At 64.5% G+C, this 20,970-nt stretch carries 18 protein-coding genes and 2 pseudogenes; 8 read left to right on the top strand and 12 right to left on the bottom strand.

Annotated features, from left to right (window positions below):
* Positions 1 to 12: 12 nt before the first annotated feature.
* The 5 genes and pseudogenes from AC6IW9_RS05280 to AC6IW9_RS05300 form a co-directional block, all read right to left on the bottom strand.
* On the bottom strand, positions 13 to 402 hold the full coding sequence (locus AC6IW9_RS05280) for a hypothetical protein (RefSeq protein ID WP_497769855.1): 390 nt from the start codon (positions 400 to 402) through the stop codon (positions 13 to 15).
* Positions 402 to 4,892, bottom strand: coding sequence for an RHS repeat domain-containing protein (locus AC6IW9_RS05285; RefSeq protein ID WP_497769858.1), 4,491 nt, complete (start codon positions 4,890 to 4,892; stop codon positions 402 to 404). The genes AC6IW9_RS05280 and AC6IW9_RS05285 overlap by 1 nt, the downstream gene beginning before the upstream one ends.
* A 731-nt stretch (positions 4,893 to 5,623) precedes the next feature.
* Positions 5,624 to 5,827: pseudogene (locus AC6IW9_RS05290) on the bottom strand (transposase); the annotation flags it as partial.
* Positions 5,828 to 5,889: 62 nt separating this feature from the next.
* Positions 5,890 to 6,540 carry a group II intron maturase-specific domain-containing protein gene (locus AC6IW9_RS05295; protein ID WP_497769861.1) on the bottom strand — a complete coding sequence of 217 codons (651 nt, stop codon included), beginning with the start codon at positions 6,538 to 6,540 and terminating at the stop codon, positions 5,890 to 5,892.
* 17 nt (positions 6,541 to 6,557) lie between these two features.
* Positions 6,558 to 7,241: a response regulator transcription factor gene (locus tag AC6IW9_RS05300; RefSeq protein WP_497769863.1), complete on the bottom strand. Its 684-nt coding sequence runs from the start codon at positions 7,239 to 7,241 to the stop codon at positions 6,558 to 6,560.
* Positions 7,242 to 7,518: 277 nt separating this feature from the next.
* Here AC6IW9_RS05300 and AC6IW9_RS05305 point away from each other — a divergent pair.
* The 4 genes and pseudogenes from AC6IW9_RS05305 to AC6IW9_RS05320 all read left to right on the top strand — a co-directional run.
* A pseudogene (locus AC6IW9_RS05305) lies at positions 7,519 to 7,800 on the top strand (DinB/UmuC family translesion DNA polymerase); the annotation flags it as partial.
* Positions 7,801 to 7,839: 39 nt separating this feature from the next.
* Complete coding sequence (locus AC6IW9_RS05310; protein WP_497772446.1) at positions 7,840 to 8,274, top strand: RES family NAD+ phosphorylase; 435 nt, start codon at positions 7,840 to 7,842, stop codon at positions 8,272 to 8,274.
* Positions 8,275 to 8,571: 297 nt separating this feature from the next.
* Positions 8,572 to 8,799: a hypothetical protein gene (locus AC6IW9_RS05315; RefSeq protein WP_497769866.1), complete on the top strand. Its 228-nt coding sequence runs from the start codon at positions 8,572 to 8,574 to the stop codon at positions 8,797 to 8,799.
* Positions 8,799 to 9,032, top strand: coding sequence for a hypothetical protein (locus tag AC6IW9_RS05320; RefSeq protein WP_497769868.1), 234 nt, complete (start codon positions 8,799 to 8,801; stop codon positions 9,030 to 9,032). Before AC6IW9_RS05315 ends, AC6IW9_RS05320 begins: the two co-directional genes overlap by 1 nt.
* A gap of 96 nt (positions 9,033 to 9,128) precedes the next feature.
* Here the strand turns inward: AC6IW9_RS05320 and AC6IW9_RS05325 are convergent, their stop codons facing one another.
* Genes AC6IW9_RS05325 through AC6IW9_RS05340 form a run of 4 tightly spaced genes read right to left on the bottom strand, consistent with a single transcriptional unit; the run spans position 9,129 to position 14,812 of the window.
* Positions 9,129 to 11,582 carry a PIN domain-containing protein gene (locus tag AC6IW9_RS05325; protein ID WP_497769871.1) on the bottom strand — a complete coding sequence of 818 codons (2,454 nt, stop codon included), beginning with the start codon at positions 11,580 to 11,582 and terminating at the stop codon, positions 9,129 to 9,131.
* Entirely contained in the window at positions 11,465 to 13,219 is a 1,755-nt protein-coding gene (locus tag AC6IW9_RS05330; RefSeq protein WP_497769874.1) for a hypothetical protein, read from the bottom strand. Before AC6IW9_RS05330 ends, AC6IW9_RS05325 begins: the two co-directional genes overlap by 118 nt.
* 8 nt (positions 13,220 to 13,227) lie before the next feature.
* A complete protein-coding gene (gene scpB, locus AC6IW9_RS05335) occupies positions 13,228 to 13,890 on the bottom strand; it encodes an SMC-Scp complex subunit ScpB (protein WP_497769877.1) in 663 nt (220 codons plus the stop codon).
* A gap of 1 nt (position 13,891) precedes the next feature.
* Positions 13,892 to 14,812, bottom strand: coding sequence for a DUF1403 family protein (locus AC6IW9_RS05340; protein ID WP_497769881.1), 921 nt, complete (start codon positions 14,810 to 14,812; stop codon positions 13,892 to 13,894).
* Between the two features lie 141 nt (positions 14,813 to 14,953).
* Here AC6IW9_RS05340 and AC6IW9_RS05345 point away from each other — a divergent pair, with 141 nt between their 5' ends.
* Positions 14,954 to 16,054 carry a tyrosine-type recombinase/integrase gene (locus AC6IW9_RS05345; protein ID WP_497769884.1) on the top strand — a complete coding sequence of 367 codons (1,101 nt, stop codon included), beginning with the start codon at positions 14,954 to 14,956 and terminating at the stop codon, positions 16,052 to 16,054.
* Between the two features lie 9 nt (positions 16,055 to 16,063).
* Here the strand turns inward: AC6IW9_RS05345 and AC6IW9_RS05350 are convergent, their stop codons facing one another.
* Together AC6IW9_RS05350 and AC6IW9_RS05355 are read right to left on the bottom strand one after the other, a co-directional pair.
* Positions 16,064 to 16,483, bottom strand: a complete 420-nt coding sequence (locus tag AC6IW9_RS05350; RefSeq protein WP_497769886.1) for a type II toxin-antitoxin system MqsA family antitoxin — start codon at positions 16,481 to 16,483, stop codon at positions 16,064 to 16,066.
* A 3-nt stretch (positions 16,484 to 16,486) separates the two neighbouring features.
* Complete coding sequence (locus tag AC6IW9_RS05355; protein ID WP_497769888.1) at positions 16,487 to 16,792, bottom strand: type II toxin-antitoxin system MqsR family toxin; 306 nt, start codon at positions 16,790 to 16,792, stop codon at positions 16,487 to 16,489.
* A gap of 170 nt (positions 16,793 to 16,962) precedes the next feature.
* Between AC6IW9_RS05355 and AC6IW9_RS05360 the strand changes: the two genes are divergently transcribed.
* Genes AC6IW9_RS05360 through AC6IW9_RS05370 form a run of 3 tightly spaced genes read left to right on the top strand, consistent with a single transcriptional unit; the run spans position 16,963 to position 19,420 of the window.
* Positions 16,963 to 17,586 carry a type IV toxin-antitoxin system AbiEi family antitoxin domain-containing protein gene (locus AC6IW9_RS05360; RefSeq protein ID WP_497769889.1) on the top strand — a complete coding sequence of 208 codons (624 nt, stop codon included), beginning with the start codon at positions 16,963 to 16,965 and terminating at the stop codon, positions 17,584 to 17,586.
* A complete protein-coding gene (locus AC6IW9_RS05365; RefSeq protein ID WP_497769891.1) occupies positions 17,583 to 18,515 on the top strand; it encodes a nucleotidyl transferase AbiEii/AbiGii toxin family protein in 933 nt (310 codons plus the stop codon). Before AC6IW9_RS05360 ends, AC6IW9_RS05365 begins: the two co-directional genes overlap by 4 nt.
* Complete coding sequence (locus AC6IW9_RS05370; protein WP_497769892.1) at positions 18,506 to 19,420, top strand: recombinase family protein; 915 nt, start codon at positions 18,506 to 18,508, stop codon at positions 19,418 to 19,420. Before AC6IW9_RS05365 ends, AC6IW9_RS05370 begins: the two co-directional genes overlap by 10 nt.
* Before the next feature lie 42 nt (positions 19,421 to 19,462).
* Here the strand turns inward: AC6IW9_RS05370 and repC are convergent, their stop codons facing one another.
* On the bottom strand, positions 19,463 to 20,797 hold the full coding sequence (gene repC, locus AC6IW9_RS05375; protein ID WP_497769894.1) for a plasmid replication protein RepC: 1,335 nt from the start codon (positions 20,795 to 20,797) through the stop codon (positions 19,463 to 19,465).
* Between the last annotated feature and the right edge of the window lie 173 nt (positions 20,798 to 20,970).

The raw sequence follows: 20,970 nt of genomic DNA on the forward strand, positions 1-20,970 counted from the left end.
CCTTTGCTGCATCTATTGATCGGCAGTCGGTACTGGCCTAACACCAACCGCCACATGAGCAGGATTGCGAAGTTCGTCAGCCCAGATCGAAACTTCAACAGTGTCACTAGGGACATCAATTTCTAGCACGCGTTGGAAGTGCGACGTGACCACAGCGAGCTTTCTCCCCGGCGTCGCGACAACGCCGAAGAAGACCTGCTGCAGATCCGCGGGAGCAACTGCAGCAGCTTCTAGCGAGACTTCGATATCGCCATCGACAGCTGCCTGCGTTCCAACAGAGACGCAAGTGACCGTCGCTGCCGTTAACTCACCATCGACATACGGCGGAACAGCGGCGTCCTTGTTCGTAGGGTCTAGAACAAAAAGGATGGCATTCGGCGGACTTAGTACGGCTCGGCCCATCAGTTGCCCCCTCTCTTGATCAATTGCTGCAGAACTTCGCCGCCTTGACGCCGCATGCAGTCGATGCAATGTGGCAGAAACTGCTTTGTTTCACCGAGAGCTTGCGCCGGCTGATGGTCAACAATTGCATTACCGCTCTTCGTCCCAGGATTGGTAGTGCCGCATGTGTGGCAACCGTTCTTCTCCATCAGCGCATTGACTTGCTTCTGCTCAGCGGCGGTGGGCTTGCCCATGTGGCCAGGAATCGATTCCTTGGCAAAGGGGCCAGGTTTCAGAGTTGATGCCCCCTTTGCGGCATGAGTGGCATGGTCCGCGACACGCGCAACGTCGACCGCCTTGTCGGCGGCGCGCACCGCCTTCAGCGCCTGACCGGCGAACGGCAGCGGGCTCGCGACGCCGACGACGCTCGCGGCGACATTGGCCGCCGCGGCGCCGACGCCGACCCCGGTGTAGATGGCGACGCCAAGCTTGCCTATGTCGTAGATCAGAAACGCGACGTCGATCGGACTGCGCCCGTCCGGGTCGACGTAGCGGTAGGGATTGTTGTTGGCGTAGGCGTAAGCGTTGACGCTGTGGACATTGTCGGGATCGAACCCTACCGGGTCGATCCCGGTGAAGCGACCGACGACCGGGTCATAGTAGCGCGCGCCCTGGTACGACAGCCCGCTCGTGTCGTCGAGCGACTTGCCGTGGAAGCCGATCCGGTTCGAGCTGCTCGCGGCGGCCGCAACGCGCTTCGCGCCATACGGCAGGTAGTTCTCCTTCCACAGCAGCTGCGCGCTCGCGCCGGTCGCGAGCAGCGGCGAGCCGGAGATGTCGTTGTGGTAGTACGCGACGGAGCCCGCCGCGGCGGCGCCGATGTCGGCGACGCGCTTGCCGCCGAGCTGCATGAACTCGACGACGCGGCCCTGCGAGGGCGTGTACTCCACCAGCAGCTGCCCGCGTACGTCGCGAAACTCGTAGCGTGCGACGCCGCCGCGGGTAACGGCGACGCGGGTGTTCAGGCCGTCGTAGCGGTAGTCGACGCGGCTCGACGAGCCGCAGTCGGCGCAGACGAGGTTCGGCGCCGCGTCGTAGGCGAACGACCGGCCCGAATGGCTCGTGACGTTGCCGCGCGCATCGTAACCGTAGCTGCGACTCACTGAACCCGAGACCGCGCCGAGCCGGTTGGAGGCGTCGTAGCTGTAGGCGAGCGCGTGCGAGCCGAAGGTCTGCGACCTCAGGTTGCCGGCGCCGTCGTAGCCGAGCGATCCGCTGCCCCACGGCCCGGCGGCGCTCGCAAGCCGCCCGATGCCGTCGTAGCCGAGGGTGCGGGTGTAGGCGCCGTCGATGCTGTCGGTCAGCGTCAGCAAGTGGCCGGCGCCGTCGTAGCCATAAGTCTGAGACGCGACGTAGCCGCCGCCAGGCGCTCGGGTCGAAAAGCCGGCCGGCCAGAGCCGGCTGTTCTGGCTGTAGCTGCTTACTGTGCCGTTGGCGTACTGGATCTGCGCAATCAGTCCTGAAGGCCAGTAGCTCACGCCCGAGACGGCTCCCGACACCTTCGTCGGCCGACCCAGGACGTCGGGGACGTAGTTCACCGTCCGCCCCGTGACCGGATAGACGAGCGACGCGAGCTGGTCGTTGGCGTTGTAGCCGTAGCTCGCCGCGAGCGTCATGCCGTCGACGACGAGGGATTCGGAGACGAGGTTGTCGTTCTGGTCGTAGCCGTAGCTGCGCACCGCGCTCGCCGACGACACCGACCGCAGCTTGTCGGCGCGGGTCCAGACCTTCGCGACGCTCGGCGTCCCGTTCGGGTAGGTCACGCCGACGAGCCGGTTGCGGCCATCGTAGCCGTAGGTCGTCGCGGCGCCGCCGCCGACGCTCGACGACGTCATGTTGCCGGCGGCGTCGCGGCCGTAGATCGTAGTGCCGGTCTCAGGGTTGACGATGCTCGTCAGGTAGTAGCGGCTGTCGTAGCCGTAGCTCCGCGTGACGCCGCCCTGCGTGACGCTCGTGACGAGGTCGCGCGCGTTGCGCGTGATGGTCAGGTTCGCCGCCGCCACCGGCAGCCGCACCTGCACCAAGAACTGCTGCGCAGGGTCGCCGTAGGAGCGGTGCACCGACGTCGTCGTCAGGCCGCGCTCGTCGGTGACGGCGACGTTGCTGCCGCTGTAGCTATGGGTGCGGTAGCTGCCGTCGGCGTTGGTCACGCGCACGGTGCGGCCGAGCGCGTCGTACTCCCAGCTCGTGCCGATGCCGGCGCCGGGATTTGACTGGTAGGTCGTGCGGCCGTAGCCGTCGTAGGCGTAACTGGTCGTGATGCCGCCGAGCGTGATGCTTGCAGCCCTTCCGAAGCCGTCGAGCTGGGTCGTCTCGACCAAGCTGCCGCGGGTCGCGGTCTTCGTCGTCGCGGTGTAGGCGATCGTCTTCGCGTTGCCGCGCGGATATGTCGTCGACGTAAGCCGGTTCAGCCCGTCATACGTGTAGCTCGTCGTGCGGCCTTCGCCATCGGTCTCGGAGACCACGTTTCCGGCGTTGTTGACGACGCGAACGATGCTCACGCCCTCGGGCTGCAGCTCCGACTGCGGCGTGCCGCGCTTGTAACTGCCGTAGCTGTGGACGAGCCCGCGCGGCAGCGTCTTCGTCGCGACGTTGCCCTGCGCGTCGTAGGTCCAGCTCGTGACGACGCCGTCGCGGTTCAGCGACAGCAGCCGGCCCAGAGCGTCGAAGCTGCGCGTCGTCGACGCGCCGGTCCAGCTCTCGTTCTTGGGCCGGCCGATGATCCACTTCGCGGCGTCGTTCAAATACGTCAGCGTCGTCGTCCGGCTGCCGCCGTTCGGACCCGACTCGACCTTCGTTCCCGGGTTACCGTAGGCGTCGAAGTTCGAATAGGTCGTGACGTAGCTCACTCCGTTGCGCGTGACCGTGCGCTGCTGCAGGTCGGCGGCCCAGACGCGCTGGTCGTGCACCATCCCGAGCTCGGAGATCCGGGTGTACGTGTTGTAGATCTCGCGCGCCTGCCAGACGTAGCTCTCGACGCTGCCGGTCGGGTCGGTCTTCTCCATGAGCTGCCCGACGCGCCAGGCGTTGTTTTGGTATAGCGCCGGCGGGTAGCCGGCCTGCGTCCAGATCGCGTAGCCGGGGCCCATGTGGCGCCAGGTGGTCGTGCCTTCGGGGCCCGTCATCGTCGTCGTGTCGTACTGGCCGGCGCCGCCGCGGGTGTAGGCGTAGCTCCACGACTGGCCGGTCGACAGAACGCGCCGCTTCACGCGCTCGCCGCGCGCGTACATCATTATCCCGCCGATGCTACCCGACATGAAGGGCTGGCTCAGGTTGTAGAAGTCGTACTCGAACGACACCGTGCCGCCGCTCGGATACGTGATGCGGGTGAGCTTGCGGCTCGTGACCGTGGTCGCGTCGAGCGGCCAGATCGTCGACTCGCCCGAACTCGTCTTGTACTCGCCGGGCGCGTAGGCGTACGACCACGAAATCCCGGTCGGCAGCGTCACCGTCGCGAGCGCGCGCGAGTTGTAGGTGTCGGGCGCGAGGTAGCCGTAGCTCCAGCTGCGGCCGGTGTTGTCGCTCATGCTCGTGAGCCGGCCGCTCGTCGCGTCGTACGTGAACGAGACGCTGCGGCCGTCGCTCGCGCTGACGCCCGACAGCAGCAGCGACGGCGACTCGTTGCTCGTCGCACTCATCATCGAGGTGGTGAGCGGGCCGTTGTAGTAGCCCGGCATCGTCCACGGTGCGATCGCGGCGCCGAACATCTGGTACGTGAAGGTCAGTGTGTTGCCGTTCACGTCTGTCGCCGTCTTCGCGACCATGTAGGTCGACGACAGCGACGGCAGTAGCGGCGGCGCCGGCCACGTCTGCATGTTGTTGATCGCGAACTTGCCGATGCGCCGCTCCGACACGTTGCCGAAGTTCCATACGGTGCCGTCGGGCGACGTCGCAGTGACGACGTTCGCGGCGCAGTCGACCTTCCAGTTGCTCTTCGTGGTCGCGCGGTAGCCGCCGGCCAAATAGAGTTCGTGACGGTCGCCGTTCGGCAGCTCGAGCGCCAGCATGTACGGCGCGAAGTTGGCGAACCCCTGTCCGCTGCAGAGCTGGATGAACGGGCTGTCGGTGTAGTAGATGAACTTGGAGAGGACGCCGTAGCTGTTGTCGTGCACGATGCGGGGCGCGGCGCCGAGCGTCCAGCCCGGGCCGAGCGCGGTCCAGCGGAACGACTGGTTGTGCGTCGACGACAGCCCGGCCGAGACCTGGGTCAGATCGTAGGTGCGCCAGACCTCGATGTCGAGTCCGCCGTTGCCGGGCAGCAGCAGGTCGCGGTGGCGGACGACGAGGTTGCCGTTGCGCGGGTCGACCGCGTCGACCTCGCCGGTGTTGACGAGTTCGAGCCGCCGCGGCCGGTAGTCCGAGGTCTCGGTGGTGAACGACTGGGCCCGGGCTGCCGGGAAAAACGACAGCGTTGCCGCCAGCAACGCCGCGGTGCGCAGGAAACGAACCATCAAATCGACCTCCCAATCCTTGCAGCATAGCCGAGCTGACGCTAGGTGTCCACAAGACTCGAGCGGATGAGTCTGAAGGCGATGGCGGAGCCATGACGCAACGGCTGCGACAAACTGCCGCGCCTGGGGTCGTGAGACCGATAGTGTGCCCTTCCGATCGGCCAGATGAATCACCCCGAAGCTGCCCTCTGCGAGAGGCAGGAACTGGCCGACTGCCGGCGCCGGTGAACGACAGGTCTGGAGTTGGTTACCTCGTTGCAAACCTGGCCTGACGGTGTCGGGCGTCGGGAGCAGGTCGCCTGGAAGATGACCGCGGCCAGGCCAGACGGCGCAGGGCGGCCGAATGCGCGCGAAGCATCACGGTTCTGCAGTTCTACCAAGAGCCTCTTGCATAATTATCAGCGACGGGCGAGATGCAGAGGCCGCGTATATAGTATTTAAATCGTGCAGTTCAAGCATATAGATCTGATATTTTACGCTTTCATCTAAACGATGCTTGGGTTATTTTTGCAAATCGATCGACGCTCGCCGAGGTGATGTCGTGACGGACGATTCTCTCGACGCTATGTGGGCGCGCTGGGGCCACATCCAGGCCTCGCTTTTCCCTTGGCTGCGCGAGACCGTCGATCCGATCACGGAGCAGCTCGGCCGGCTCGTCACCATTCTCGACGTGATCGGCCTCCAATCTTTCGTGGTTCCTCACTTCCTCAGGGGAATTGGGTTAAGGATTTTCAGACTGCGACGAGGCTTGCGAGGAATTCGTCGTCCCAGGCGACGGTCATTCGCTTGAGGCGCTGGGAGTCTTTTCCGGGCGCTTTGCGGATCAGATTATTGGCCATGTGCTCGAGCGTGGTGAAATTTGCCGGGGCGTTTTCGGTTCGCACGCGGCATTCGTCGTCGCGGAAGACCATGTCCAGGACCCAGTGCAGGCTGTGGTGAGTAGGCCGGAGGGATTTCACCTCCAGCCTCTCCCAGAACGGTGCGGGAGCCTCTCGACTCACACCGCTCCCATCAAGCAAGCCCCCGTCGCACGCCCTTTGCGCCAGTGCACGAACAGATCGGGCTGCCGCCTCGCGATGTCTTCGATGAAGCGGCAGGCCCGTGTCTTGTGTCCTTTCAGACGTTTGTACTTCCTCATCGCCCAGGCGGCCAATGTCTTATCGAAGTGCCTGAGGACCGGAGAGAGCGCCGAGGGACAGAACCGCCCATAATAGCCAATCCAGCCGCGAAGGACCGGATTGTGCAAACGCGCGATGTCCTTCAGGCTCAGCTCCGTTCGATTGCGGTAGTTCAAGCGTCGCGTGGTTTGCCGCATGGATTGCGCGTCGGCTCTTCGCTCCAGCATGACGTCGGTGGAGAGATCGAGCGTCGGCAGGATCGGCGCATAGGGCTCCGCGGGATCGGACCCGGGCGTCGGAGCCGGCGCGCCCAGTGGAGCATTTTCCGGCAAGCTCGCTTCGATCTCGCGGCGCATGATCGCGCCGATCGCCGCGCTCTGCCCGATCAGCTCGGCTTCCGTCTGGTGTATGAGCTGGTTCTCGTAGATGCGGAAAAAGAACAGGCCGGCGAGCGGCAGCGCCAGCGCGGTCGCCATGACGAGCGACACGATGAGTCCGACGCTCGGACGCCATTTTCGCGGGACCTGCATTTTCGACGGCCCGCTGGTCAAGCGGTGGTCTCGCAGCGGCCGATCCGGAAACCGACGCCATGCACCGTATCGATCACATTGTCGCAATCGAGCGCGGCGAATTTCGCGCGGATGTTGCGAATATGGCTGTCGATCGTGCGATCGGAGACATGGATCGCGCCGCCATAGGCCGCATCCAGAATCTGGTCGCGCGAGAACACCATGCCGGGACGCGCCAGCAGCGTTTTGAGAATTGCGAACTCGATCGACGTCAATGCGACGGGTCGCGTCCGGAAGGTCGCGATATGCGCGTTCGGATCGAGGATCAGGCCGCCGCGCGACATCGGCGTCGCCTCCGGCGGCGGACGCGTCTGCGCGCGCTTCAAAATGGCGTTGACGCGCGCCACCAGCTCGCGCGGGCTGAAGGGCTTGGTGACATAATCGTCGCCGCCGATCACGCGGTCGATCTCTTCATCGCGCGCGGACAGGAACAGGATCGGCGCTTCCGAGGTCTTGCGGATGCGGCGGCACACCTCGAGACCGTCCATCTCCGGCATGCCGATGTCGAGCACGACGAGATCGGGCGCCGCCTCGCCAAACCGGCGCAGAGCCTCCGCGCCGTCGCGGGCGGACACCGTCTTCATGCCGGCCTTTTCCAGCGTGAAGCAGATGATGTCGCGTATGTGGGAATCGTCGTCGGCGACGAGGATGCGGTAGGCCACGGAAGCGCGCCTATGGGTTGCCCGAGACGTCGCCGCTCGTCGGCGTCGCCTCGGGATGTGTATCGAAATATTGCTTCAGGCGCCAATCGAGAAAGGTCCAGCGGCGCCAGCCGAGATCGGCGACGGCGCCCCGGGCGGATGCGCGGGCCCAGCATTCGTTCCTCGGCGCAGGCGGGCGGACGCCCGACCGCTCGGCAACGAGCCGCACATAGCGATCATAGGCGGGGATCGCCTGCGGTCCGAGCGACAGGAGGTAGTCCATGTCGATCGCCCGGCCCGCTCCGCTCGCTTCGGCATCGAGACCGGCGCCGACCTGAAGGCAAAGCCGCTCTCGTTCCTTCAGCAGAACTTCGGCAAGTCGGGCTCGTGGTACTATCGGATCGCGCGTGGGATCGACGAGAGGCCCGTCGAGCCGGATCGGCCGCGCAAATCGGTCGGCGCGGAGGACACGTTCGCGACCGACATCTTCGAGCTCGAGGCCGCGCGCGCCGAGCTCCTCCCCCTGGCCGCAAAGGTCTGGCGCTATTGCGAGGCGCATGGCATTCGCGGCGCTGCAATTCCAACGCTCTATGGCGGCACGACGTTCGATTGCGCGGCCATGGAGACCGTTTTTCACGATGTCCCTTTCACATCGGGCCTCAAGACCTACGACAAGGGCAAGCTCACGGGTCAGACCTATTCGCGGCTGGAGCCGCAGCAAGATCTAGTCCTCGCCGACCTGAGTGCCACGGCGCTTCGCAGATTCGGCATTCGGCGCACCGAGCTCATCGACACCGAGAAGGACCGCTACCCGCAGACCCGACCTTGGGCCGAGGCGTTTTACGCCGCTCGCTCCGATATTCACGGCTTGTGTTGGGTTTCGAGGCAGGATGATCGCGCGCTCGCGATCATCCTGTTCGGCAACCGGCTTCCGGCTGGCGCGCTGGCCATGGTGACCCCGTCGCTCGACGTTCTCGGCACGCCCGGCGTCTATACGGACCTGATCTCCCTCGCGGACCGCATCGGAGTAAAGGTTGTCCCTGGCAAACCCTGATGCGGGTTCGCTCACGAGAGCAACGGCAGGTCGATGTCTACACAACGACTTGCATGCATATACATGGAAGAATCGATCTGTTTGCTCTCTAGTCGGACAGGAATCTAACAGCGGAAACTCCCGCGCATTCGTGTGCGGCCAGGCGGCAAGATAGCCGTGCAGGATGGCGTATCATGATAGGCGACATGGTATCGGCCATCGCGGAGATCGTGGTTTGGCGAGGTCGGGGATCAAATGCTTCATAATTGCGCCCCGCCGATGCCTCTTCTCAATCGCTGGCTTCGTGGAGCCGCACGGGTGAATGGCAGCTACGGGCATCTGCTGTTCGAGCAGATGGCCCCAAATGACAATGCTGTCGTTCAAGAGCTGCGGCCCTATTTCGAATCCGCGCACCTCGACGCACGAGAAGTGTTCCACGTGCCGCCCGTATCGACCTGCATCCCGATGCAGACGGACCGGGTGGCAATGCGCAATATCCCAATTGTCTTCCAGCCACAACGAAGAAAGGGTTGTTCGGAGAAGTAATGGCCGGCCTGATGACGCAGGCCTATCAGTTCGTCGGCGGCCACCAATGGTCGATCCCGATCTTCCTGTTCCGCTATCACGCCGAGGTTGAAGCCTACATTTTCGATCTCGCGCGCGATCCTGCTCGGGTTCGGGAGGTCTCCGGCCGGCACGGCAATGACTTTATCGCGCTTGGAATCGATCCGGTCAGGCGCACCCATAGGCTCAATCGCCTGCCGTTCCAACGTTTCTGAGCGATCAACCGGTGCGCCGGCGAACAGGTCTGCGTATTCCGACGAAGTCGGCTGCAATCCAATATGAAGCCGGCCAGCGTTCCGATTTGATGTCGGCTATCGTCGCCGGCGGACCGCCGAGTTCGGGGAGAATCGAACTCGAACGCCCGAGAACGATGCAAAATCGAAAGCGTCGTCTTCTAGCGCTCCGCATCGCGCTCTCGACCGCGCTACAGGTCCTGAACCTTGGGAATGGTGGTTGGACGATCGCTGCCTCGATACACGAAGAATATGGCCTCGAGCGCGGATCGCGGAGATCTGCGCTTCCGCGCGACGAAGTTGCTCGAGATCGAGGAAATGCCCTCGCGTCCACTTCTCCACATATTCGCGAAGGCGCTGGTCACTCGCATTCGCGACTAACGCCAAGCTCGCCGCCCAGTCCGCCTGCCGAAATCGGATAAGCTTATCGAGGAGAATACCAGTCGCCTTCATGACCCGAACCGAGGGCGCGCTCGGGACCCGCCAGATGCGATCCAAAAACGCAGAGACGACGACGAGATGGGACCGCATCTCGGCGTTGCGCGTTCCAATGAACTCTGCGAGCGCGGCGAAGTTCGCGAAATCGTCCGTCCGGTCGGCCTCCCATGTTTGAAAAAGCGTCGCGGCGTCGAGCGAGACATGGCTGTGCCGGCGCCACGCGAGCCGAACTGCCGACTCGGCATGCCGCTCATCGGAGATGAGCTTCCTTTCGCGCGCGAACGCGAGCGCCGAGTGAAGACAGACGCCCCTGGCGCTCGAACCGACGGCCGCGATCGCGATCTGTCGATAGTAAAGGTCCTCCGACAGAAGGACGTAGCCGGAGGCCGCGAGATCGGCCGCGTCGAGAACATCTGTTCCGAACGTCTCGGTGAGGATCGTAGCCAGCTCGGAGGGTTCGTCCGGCGCCACGGCTGCGACGACCTCGCATGCGCATTCGATCTTTCCAATCTGCTCCCTGACGATTTGATCACGGGCTCGATTTTCTTCGGCCGAGAATTCTTGGCGGATGAACTGTCCCTTGTGCCAAGCGATCGTCATAGAGCGGCCGCCCGCGCCGATGCCGTCCCGTTCGAGCAGGCTCCGTAATTCGTCCATGCTGGATTGCGGTATCACAAGCCTGCCGAACACCGCCTGGACAACGTCGAGCACATCCATGGTCGCCGCGGTCCACGCCGAATAGGCGTCGAGCACGGCGCCGCCGGCCCGATGCTGATCGACGATCGCGCGCTCCGCCTCCCGCTCGGGCACGTTGCCCATGGCAGTGACGATGTCTTGATCGAGAGAGCGGATATATTCCGCGAACCCGATGCTGTCGCGTCCAAGATGGGAAGCGACCATCGCCATCGGTATATTCTGGCGCAGATAAAGATCCGCGAGCTTCTGGTTGCTCTCCGCGAGGCGCCGCACTTCATCCAATGCCGGCTGGATATCATTGTCCTGCATCCGGATCGTGTAGAAGCCCTTCGCATCCGGAAAGCGCGTCTGGAAGTTCGCCATCACGTCGTGCAGGGCGTGAAGAAATTTGTGCTTGATCTCGGCGACCCGCCAGGTGATGTCGGCGCCGAACGCCGGCTTGACGGCAAAGGTGTCGCCGACCTGCAAGCCCATTGCGGCCGCCGCGATCGCGTGGGTCGGACTCAGCATCCCTTCCGCGGGACGATCGGGCCCTTCGGCGACGAGGAAGCTATAGGGTTCGGCGTGCGAGCTCTCGAGGCGAACCCAGACGTCAACGCCGACGGCGCGCATTCGCGGTATGTGATGACCGTTCGGATCGAGCATCATCAGGCCGAAATAGCGTAACGCCGCTTCGGCGTCGTTCTTCGACTCCTGAAGCACCTCATAGGCGAAAGGAAACGCGATCTGCGGCAGGCCGACGACGAGAAGCTGCTGCGCGAGGAACATTTTCTGTCCGGGCGTGCCTCTGGCGGCCGAGAGGTCGAGACCTTCGAGTATCGGCCTGATTTCGGCTGCGCGATCGCTGCGACGCAGGGTCGAGAACAGAGCGAGATAGTTGGTGAGGTCGGGGCTGACCTCGATCGCCTTTCGCAGGCAGGCTTCCGCTTGCTTCAGCGCGCCACGATTGTGATGCAGCAACCCCTCGGCGTGTCGATAGAACGAGAGCTCCTTCACCGCCGCAGGCAACCTTTCGAAGAACCGGATGGCTCGGCGGCGGATCGGAGTGTCGTTGACGAAAGCCCACGTCAGGGCGCGCAGGGCGTTGCTATCGCGGTCCTCGGCGATCTGTCCGTCCAAAAGGTCGGCGACGACGCTGGCGTCCCCACGTTTTCCCGCGTGCATCGCGACCATCAAGCGCGCTGCAATGTGGCTGTCGGCGTCGATGCATGTCAGTGCGGCTTTGTAGGCCGCGTCGGCGATGCCTTCGAGCCCGCCCATATGCGCGAAATCGGCGACGACTATGCAGGCGCGTGGATCGCCGGCGACCTCGCGATCGTCGGCGATCGCTGCGATCTGCTGTTCGATGTCTGCTGGAGGCTCGATCTCGAGCTCGGCGAGTCGCCCCGCGGTGACCATGAGAGATCGTTCCGTCGTGGGGATATGCTCCGACTGTTCCTGATAGATCCGAGCGACTTCTCTCCATTCTCCGCGAGCAGAATAAAGGCGAAAGGCGAGGACAGTGGCGTCGGGGCCGGCGGCAGGCGCGCGAGGACGTCGAAGGCGAGGACGTCGTCGTTCCCATCGATCGCCGCGGCGGCCGCGCGACGCGCGATCTCGATGTCGTTCGGGGCGAGCTCGAGACCTTGTCGCGCGATCCGGACCGCCGATTGCATGTCATCGAGCGCATGGTAGGCGACAATGAGATTGCAGCAGAGGGCGGCGTCCTCCGGCCTGATGACGCCCTCGCTGGCGCGAGCGTCGTCCCACTGCCGCTGCAGCAGGTCCGCCGCGGCCGCGACTTGGTCGCGCCGCTCCGGCGGCAAGCGGTGCGTGCGCAGAAACTCCTCGTCGCACAGAATTTCGTCGAGATCGGCTTCGGCCGCGAACTGGCGAGCGTGGCGATCGTCGGGATGGGCGGCGAGCGCGGCGCGGGCGGCCAACCACCAATCGGGGGTCAGGCCGCGATGGCGCAATGCGTCGATGCGGCCGACGGCGACCGCGGCCGATTCCTTCAGAGCGTCCGGGATGATGTCGAGCGGCTCGGCGATGGCGGGATCGAAGCGGGCGGCCTGGACGAGATAGCCGGCGAGCCCCTCGTTGCCGGGATCGGCAGCGAGCGCGTCCCGGCCCCACTCCAGCAATTCCCGCCAATTGCCTTGAAGCAGGAGCGAGAAGGCCTTGTTGGCGATCGCCTTGGGCTCGCCGGGTGCATGTTCGTAAGCCTCGGCGAGCAGCGCGGCGGCCCGTGGCTGTTCGCCGAGAGCAAGAACGCAGGAGCCGATATTGGCCTTGATGCGGAAGAGTATCCGACCGGAAGCGGTCGACTGCACCCGACGGAGCAGGCCTTCCAACAATGGAAGCGCCGTGCGCGGCTTGCCCGAGTTGGCCATCTCGCGAAACGCGTCGATATCGGCGTCGAGGTGAGCCTCCAACACGTCGACGGCGACGGTCGTGTCGCCGGGCGCCACGCTGACTGTTGTTGTAATCTGCGTCAGCGTCGCCTGGACCTGAGCCAATTGAGATCGAGCGTCGGCCTGCGCGAGAAGAAGCTCCTGCGTGTTTTCGAGGATCCGCTCGGAAAACGGACCGAAGCTCGGATCGAATGCCTTTCGCGCGGCGTCGTCGGCGCTGATTTTTTCTTCCAGCGTTTGCCATCCCCAGATGTAGACCAGCATCTGGTGGCCCTCGGCGCGAAGCTCGCCGGTGATGACCCTCGCCAGCTCGTGCATCGCGGCGTCGTCCGGCGCCGTGGTGACGACGAAGAATTCGCGGAGCGCCGGCTTGAACTTCAACGCTTTTTCGACCTCGATCCGAACTTCCTTCTCCGAGAGCGCTTTGCCGTCACTCTTCAGCTTGCATTGGATGCCGACATATTGGTCGGGATCGCGAGCGCGCATGCCATAAAGATCGACGCCGTCCTGACCCTGACCGCGGCGGCCATTCTTCTGGACGTTCGGGTCATCGAGGAGGCCGCGCCAAAGCGGGACGCAGGCTCGCTCGAACGCCTGTTCGTCGGACGGCTTGGGGATCTGGGTAGCGGACAACGACGACATGATGATGCTCACACCATATCGTCGTCGTCGCTCGCCGTCGCGCCGGCGATGGGCGGCAGGTCGCCTGCCAACAACTTTTCCTTGCTCAGCAGGCCCGCATCCTCGAGCGCTTCCATGTCGGGCAAATCCCGCAAAGTATCGAAGCCGAAATGCGACAGAAACGCCTTCGTCGTCACGTGGGTGTACGGGGCGCCGGGAGTCGGGCTGCGCGGGCCGGCGGCGATGAATCCGAGCGAACGCAAGCGCCCGATCGTGTCGCGGCTCACCTCCTTGCCGAAGAACCGCGAGAGTTCACCGCGGGTGATCGGCTGATAGTAGGCGATGCAGACGAGGATTAGCGTCTCGGATCGCGACAGCGCCTTGGCGTCGTCGAGGCCGATCGCGGCGCGGATCGCCGCGGCGAAGTTTGTCCGAGTGCGATGATGCCAGCCGCCGGCGACCGCAACGAGCTCGTAGGGGCGGCCGCGAAGCTCGTTGCGGATGTCGCCGATAAGAAGATCGATGTTGCAATCCCGGCCGACGACGCGCGCCAGCGTCTCGCGCGTGACCGGCTCGGGCGAGGCGAAAATCACGGCCTCGACCCGGCCCATCCATTCGCGCCAGCGCAAGTCCGGCGGCAGGTCCGCGAGCTCCAGGTCTAGATCGTCTTTCGCTCGCGGCCGCCGCCCCATGTCAGAGCCCGTACAATCGAAAGGTCGAGCGGCCGGTCAGTTCGCGCACCGCGCCGAGCGCCACCAGTCGCTCGAACAGCCGCCGTGTGCTGCGATCGCTCGCCGTCTTGCCGGCGCCGGCCGGCTGAGCGTCTTCCATCAGGAGGATCGCCACCATCACGTCGGCGTCCTTTCCGCGCAGCTTCGGCGCGACCGCCAGCAGCCGATTGGCCCGCCGCGCCAAGTCGGCGTAGAGGTCCGAGGCGGCGGCGGCGGCGCGCGCATAGGCCAGCGCGCAGGCCGCCGACCACGCGTCGTCGGCGCCGCCCGCCTTGCCGGCGGCGCGCAACTCGGCCCGACCGACCCGGCCAGCGATCAGCGGCGCCGCCATCGGCCATCTCAGGCGATGGGCGAGCACCATGTCGGCGAGCCACAGCGCGAGCGGCTCGCTCTGCGGCACGAAGCGGATGCTGGTCGCCGCGATCTCAGCGGCCGCCGCGACCGCATTCCCCTGCCCTGATGCGAGCCTCTCCGCGGAGGCGACGACGTCCTCGAGCGCGTCGTCGAAGCGCAGATCCAATCGCGCGGACAGCGTGAGCATCCAGTCCTTCGGCGCCATGGCGGCGCGCTCGCCGAGATGCCGCCAGGCCTCGAGGATGCGGCCGCCCGGGCCGGGGTCATCGCCGTCGCGGCGCAGATACCAGGCGTCGCGCAGCGCCGCTTCGTCTTCGGCGCGACCGCCCAGGCGGGCGAGGACGGCGGCGTCGGCGAGCGACAGCCGGCACCGCCAGAGCAGGCCGAGCGGGTGCTCGCTGCGGGCGATCGGATGGATCGCAGCGATCGCCGCGCCCGCAAGAAACATCGTGTCGTCAATGGTTTGGCCGGCTACGCCCGGCCGGGCCCAGGCCGGAAAGGGCGGGAAGGTCGGCGGGGGCTCGGGCATGATTCGCGCGCGCGAGGACATGGCTGAGCCTAACGCATGACGGCGCTTTATGCCATCGTATTCGGGTCAAACCGCCGCGCTTGTCGGTGCATATCTATGTCCGATAAGCTGCCTTATCGGACATGATTCGGACCTCCCGCCATGCCGGACGATATTGCCGAAAACGACCCCCTCGGAATCCTCCCGAGGCGTCGGGAAAATGCGAACGAAGACGGAATAAGGGCCGACGACGCCTATCCGCCCTCCCCGCGCGTCGCGCGCAGCGAGCCTCTCGCCGCCCTAGCCGAGACGGCCAAAAGCTACGCGCGCGCCGCCCGGGCCGACAACACGCGGCGCGCCTACGCCGCCGATTGGCGGCACTTCTCCTCCTGGCTGCGCCGCTCTGGGCTGCCGCAATCGCCGCCCGACCCGCAAACGGTTGGGCTCTACCTCGCGGCCTGCGCCGACGGCCCCGGACATGGAGGAAATCGCCCCAGCGTCGCCACGCTGGAGCGCCGTCTCTCCGGAATCTGCTGGCATTACCGCCAGCTCGGCGAACCGCTCGACGCCCGCGACCGCCACATCGCAACAGTGCTCGCCGGCATCCGCCGCCGCCATGCGCGCCCGCCCGTTCAGAAGGAGGCGATCTTCGCCGACGAGCTGCTCGCCATGCTCGGGACGCTCGACATGGATCTGCGCGGGCTGCGCGACCGCGCCATCCTGGCCCTCGGCTTCGCCGGCGGCCTGCGCCGCTCAGAAATCGTCGGGCTCGACTGCGGCCCGGATCAGAGCGACGACGGCGCCGGATGGCTCGAGGTTGAGGAGGGCGGCGTGCTGCTGACGATCAACGGCAAGACCGGTTGGCGCGAGGTCGAGATCGGCCGCGGCTCGCGTCCCGAAACCTGTCCCGTCGCTCTGCTCGAGACCTGGATGCGCCTCGGGCGCGTCACGCACGGCCCCGTGTTCCGGCCCATTGCGCGCAAGAACGGCGGCGTCTCCTCCGAGCGCCTGACCGACAAGCATGTCGCCCGACTCGTCCAAAAGACCGCGATGCGGGCGGGAATTCGAAGCGATCTCTCCGAGGGCGAACGCAAGCGCGCGTTCGGCGGCCATTCGCTGCGCGCGGGCCTCGCCTCCTCGGCGCAAATCGAGGAAGCCCATGTTCAAAAGCATCTCGGCCACGCCAACGCCGAGATGACCCGCCGATACCAGCGCAAACGCGACCGTTTCAAGGTCAATCTCACCAAGGCCGCGGGGCTTTAGCTGGCTAAACTATCGCAGTTCCGCGGCCAGCTCTGGATGCCGATCGAGCAGCGCCATCAGCTGGATCGTCGGTCCGCTCGGCTCCACCAGCCCGCGTTCATACTTGTCGAAGGCGTTCTCGCCGACCTTGAACAGAGCGCCCGCCTCCCGCTGCGACAAACGCAGCTTGGCGCGCAAGCGACGAATCGTCGCCGGCGAGGGAACGCCGTCCACCTTCTCTTTCAGCTCGCGCAACGCCGCGTCGACGACGCTCATGTCCTTGCCGACATGCACGCCATCGCCCTCGCCGTGGGGATAGTAGCCCGCCAGATCGACGACGGCGCTCTCGCCCTTATACGCGACCGTGAATGGCCGTAGCCCGCGCGTCAGGATCTCGCCGGTTTCGGGGGAAATCATGGTCTCGGGAAATGCCTGTTCCTTTGTCGCCATGGCTCATTTTTCCTTGAACGACACAACCGTGAACTCGGTGAGCACGTCAGCCTGGAACTTGACATAGAGCAGCAGTCCCCGCGCCGGCACGTGATAGACGTCCTGCCAGAGACGATGATCGGCGAAGGTCGTCATCGACTTGACGAACATTCGCCGCTCGATCCCGTGGATTGTTTCGACGATTCCACTACGATCGAAACCCAGCGCCGACGCGTCGCGAAGCGCCGAAGTCGTGATGGCCAGCGCGTCGACCGACCCCATCGCCAGCTTGATGGCGTCGAGATCATAAGTCGGTCGCCGCTTTTCCATGAGATTAGATGCCATCATTAAGGTGGCATTTCAAGCCACGTCGCCACAGTCGTGGCAGTGAGCTCGTGGAATTTCTCTCGTCTGCGTAATCAAACAACCGATTTGTAGCGTCTTGTAACTATGGAACAGATGTTGCGAACTCTAGGCGTTTCGTGATATCTACTGGGCATATGCAACAGCCGCCCACGATCCAGGCCAAAAACCTGAAGGAACTCGCCCTCGCCGTCGCTCGCGACCGCGGGATAGCTCGTTCGCGGGATTTCGAAGCGGCAGGAGTTCCGCGCATCTACCTTCAACGCCTGCGGGACGAGGGACTGCTCACGCAACCTGGACGGGGCCTCTACGCGCTCGCCAACAGCCAAATCAGCGCGCATCACAGTCTCGCCGAGGCCGCCAAATCTGTTCCCAGCGGGGTCATTGGACTGCTGTCGGCTCTCCAGTTCCATGAGATGACGACCCAGCTTCCGTCCCAGGTCTGGATGCTCCTGCCCTCGAAGGCATGGGCGCCGAGGCGATCGCGCGTCACACTGAAGATTCTGCGCGCCAGTGGTGAGGCGCTGAAAGCCGGAGTCGAGCAGCAGCTCGTCGATCGGGTGGTCGTCCCCGTCACATCGCCTGCGAAAACAGTGGCCGACTGTTTCAAATATCGCGGGAAAATCGGTCTCGACGTGGCTATCGAGGCGCTTCGGGACTGCCTGACGAAAAAGCGGGCCACGCGCGATGAAATCTGGCGTTACGCCGCCATCGATCGCGTCCAGAATGTCATGCGGCCTTATCTGGAGGCGCTCTCGTGACACGAGAGCCGCTCAAGAATGTCCCCGCCTCCGTGCGAGACCGGCTGACCCAGCGTGCGCGGGCCGCCGGCGAGAATGTTCAGCTGATCCTGACCCGCTATGCGATCGAAAGACTCCTGTACCGGCTGAGCGCTTCACAACATCGAGAACGGTTCGTCCTGAAGGGCGCCATGCTCTTCAGCCTGTGGGGGCCGACGCCTTATCGCGCGACCGGAGACCTCGATCTTCTCGGAACAGGCAACCCCGAGATCGAACAATTGATCTCCGTCTTTCGAGCAATCCTTCAGGTCGAAGTCGTCGAGGACGGCGTCGCCTTCCGACCCGACACTTTGCACGCCGAGCCGACGCGGCCGCAAGACGAAAATGCGGGCGTTCGGATCTTGTTTGATGCCTCGATCGCCAATGTTCGGCTGCCGATTCAGGTAGACATCGGATTCGGTGACGCCATCACCCCTGCCCCGCAGGAGATCGAGTATCCATCGCTGATTGGAATGCCAGCGCCGAAACTCAAGGCCTACCCGCCGGAGACTGTCGTCGCGGAAAAGCTCGAGGCGCTCGTATCGCTCGGCGTGGCCAACAGCAGGATGAAGGATTTCTTCGATCTCTGGGCGATCAGTCGGATCTTCGCGTTCGATGGGCCGGTGCTGACCAAAGCGATACGGGCGACATTCGAGCGCCGCGGAACGACGCTGCCGACCGAAATTCCATTCGGACTTTCAGAGGCGTTCGCTGTGGATTCGATCAAGCAAACACAGTGGCGGGCCTTCCTTCGGCGCACCGAGATCGCGATGGCGCCGGAGCCCCTGACACAAATTATCCCGTCGATCGCCTCGTTTCTGATGCCGGTCCTTCAGTCCGCCGCCGACGAACGGACCACTCCAGGAAAATGGCCGGTCGGCGGGCCTTGGGAGATTGATCGGTGCCCCTGATCGGCTATGCTCGCGTTTCGACCGAGGATCAGGTCACGGACGCCCAGACCGATGTGCTGAAGGCCGCCGGCTGCGCCGAGATTTTTCGCGAGCATATGTCGGGCGCCAAGGCCTCGCGGCCGGAATTGGCCAAGGCGCTGGCGCGGGTGCGCCACGGCGACGTGCTGGTCGTCGCGCGGCTCGACCGGCTGGCCCGCTCACTGTCGCATCTCCTGTCCGTGATCGCCGAGCTCGACGCCAAGGGCGCGCATTTCAAATCGCTCGCCGATCCGATCGATACGACGACCCCACAAGGCCGTTTCGCCCTGCAGGTTCTCGGCGCCGTAGCAGAATTGGAGCGCGCACTCATCCGGGAGCGCACCAAGGACGGCCTGCGCGCCGCCAAAAAGCGCGGTCGCATCGGCGGCAATCCAAAACTGCGCGCCGGCGACCGCGACGCTATCCAGCGCATCGTCGACGCCAAGGCGGCGAGCTATTTCGAGCGCGTCAATCGAACGGCCGAACATTGGCTGCCGGTCGTCCGGCAAATGCGACCGGATCACCGCTGGCAAGATGTCGTGCGCGTGCTCAACGCCAAGCGCGATGGAGCCAGCGGCGCTCCCCTGCCCCAATGGACCGTCGAGCGGCTGAAACGCGCGGTCAAACGCTTCGTTGCCGAGGGTTTGATCGAGCCCCGCCTCCTCCATCAAGCCGCAAGCCGAAAAATCAGCAGTGAGCGCCTCGTCACGCTCGTCGCCGGGATCAAACGGGCCAATCCCGATCTGACGCTCGCGCAAATCGGCGCGCAGCTCGAAGCCATGTATGAGCGCACGCCGCGCGGCGGAACGCGCTGGGCGCCCTCCTCCGTCAAAAGCCTGCTCGACCGCGCCGAAAAGCTCCGATTGCTCGACGCCGAAACGCTGTGATGGAGCGGATCGGCGGGGCTCGTCCGATAATCCATCCCCGCGTCACCCCGTTTTCTTTCGTTCCCGCGCCCCCTTCGCGGCCTTGCCGCGCAACAGCGCCATCAGCACGGGCCCGAGCGAGAACTCCCCTGACCTCGCTTTTTCGGTCAGGACGCGGAGATAACCGCCCGCGCTCTTGATCTCCTCGCCGCGTTGCAGGATCGCGGCGATGACGATCGATGCGTCGTGCTCGCCCAAGACATCCAGGGCTTGCGACCAGGCGTCTGGCGAAACGCCGAGCGCAGAGCGCACTATCGCCGCCGCCGCAGCCAAGTCTCGCCATGAGGAAATTTCGCCGCTCTTGCCGTAATCGACGATGTCTGGACAAGCCTCCAGCACCATTCCGAGCGGGTAGGCTCGCCCCCCCGGCTTGGGATCGACAGTCCGAGAACGATCCGAGAATATTTCCGGCGCTCGATCGATAGGCCCCCTGCCCTGTTCGAGATTTGGCTCGGATGGATCGGCCCTGCCTTCTTGAAGGCAAGGTTCAAGATCGGAAGTGTTTGTGGTTTGATTCTGTATGTGACGCTCAGTTTGAGACTCATTGCCGCTCATATTTTGAGCTTTTACGTGAGCTTCCAATAGCTTGTGGGTTTCGGCAGCCAGCCCAGCGAGCTCGCCTGCCAAAGCCTCCAGATCGCCACGTGAAAGCCCGCGCCCATAGCGGCCGGAGAGCTCCGCGTAGCGTTGGTGCGCGCCATCCCAATCGCCTGAAACATCCTCCTCCAAGCCGGTCTCGATCATTTTGATAATGTCGCGGCGGGTGAGCGTGATCTTTTCGCGCAGCAGCGCGATCGCGCGGTTCTCGGCCCGAACCTCCTCGGCGAGGTTCTCGATTTCGCTCGAGCGCGCCACGAGCGGCGCGAGGTCGAAGCCGAACGCGTCCTCTATGGCTCCCCCCTGCCCTTTTCTGGCGAAACGTTTGCCGTTCGGGGAATCGCGGCGGATGATCAGTCCGGCGTCGACGAGACAGGCGAGATGCCGGCGCAAAGTCGCCGGCGCCATGCCATGGGCGCGGATCGACAGTTCCTTGTTCGAGGGAAACACGACAATGCCGCCGCCGGGGGCACCCGCTTCGACAGTCTTAGACTTGCTCCCCGGCAATGCGAGAGCTGTCTCCTGGTGAAAGCTCAGCAGCGCGTGCAATACGGATAGCGCTCGGTCGGTGACGCCGAGCGGCTCTTTGGCTTCGGTGAGCGCACGAAACAGTCGCCATTTGTGCACGACGGTTTCGGAAGCGCCCGGCCTCGCGGTGAAAGTCTCGGTCGCGGTCTGGCTCGCCACCATGGCAAGCGACAACGGCCGCCGCCCGAAGGGCGTCGTTGGACGTGTCTGCATAATCTTTTGCCTCGTTCAGGCAAAAGAAATCCGCTCACCAAAACGGCGCCGACTCTTGACAGCGATTCGCGGAAGTGTGATTCTCTAAGGTGTCAGACTTTGAGAAGGGCTTCCGGGACGGAGACGTTTCGGGGGCCTTTTTCTTTTGCGATATCTCCGATGTTTCAGTTGAG

It is taken from the genome of Methylosinus sp. shoA, from assembly GCF_059718125.1.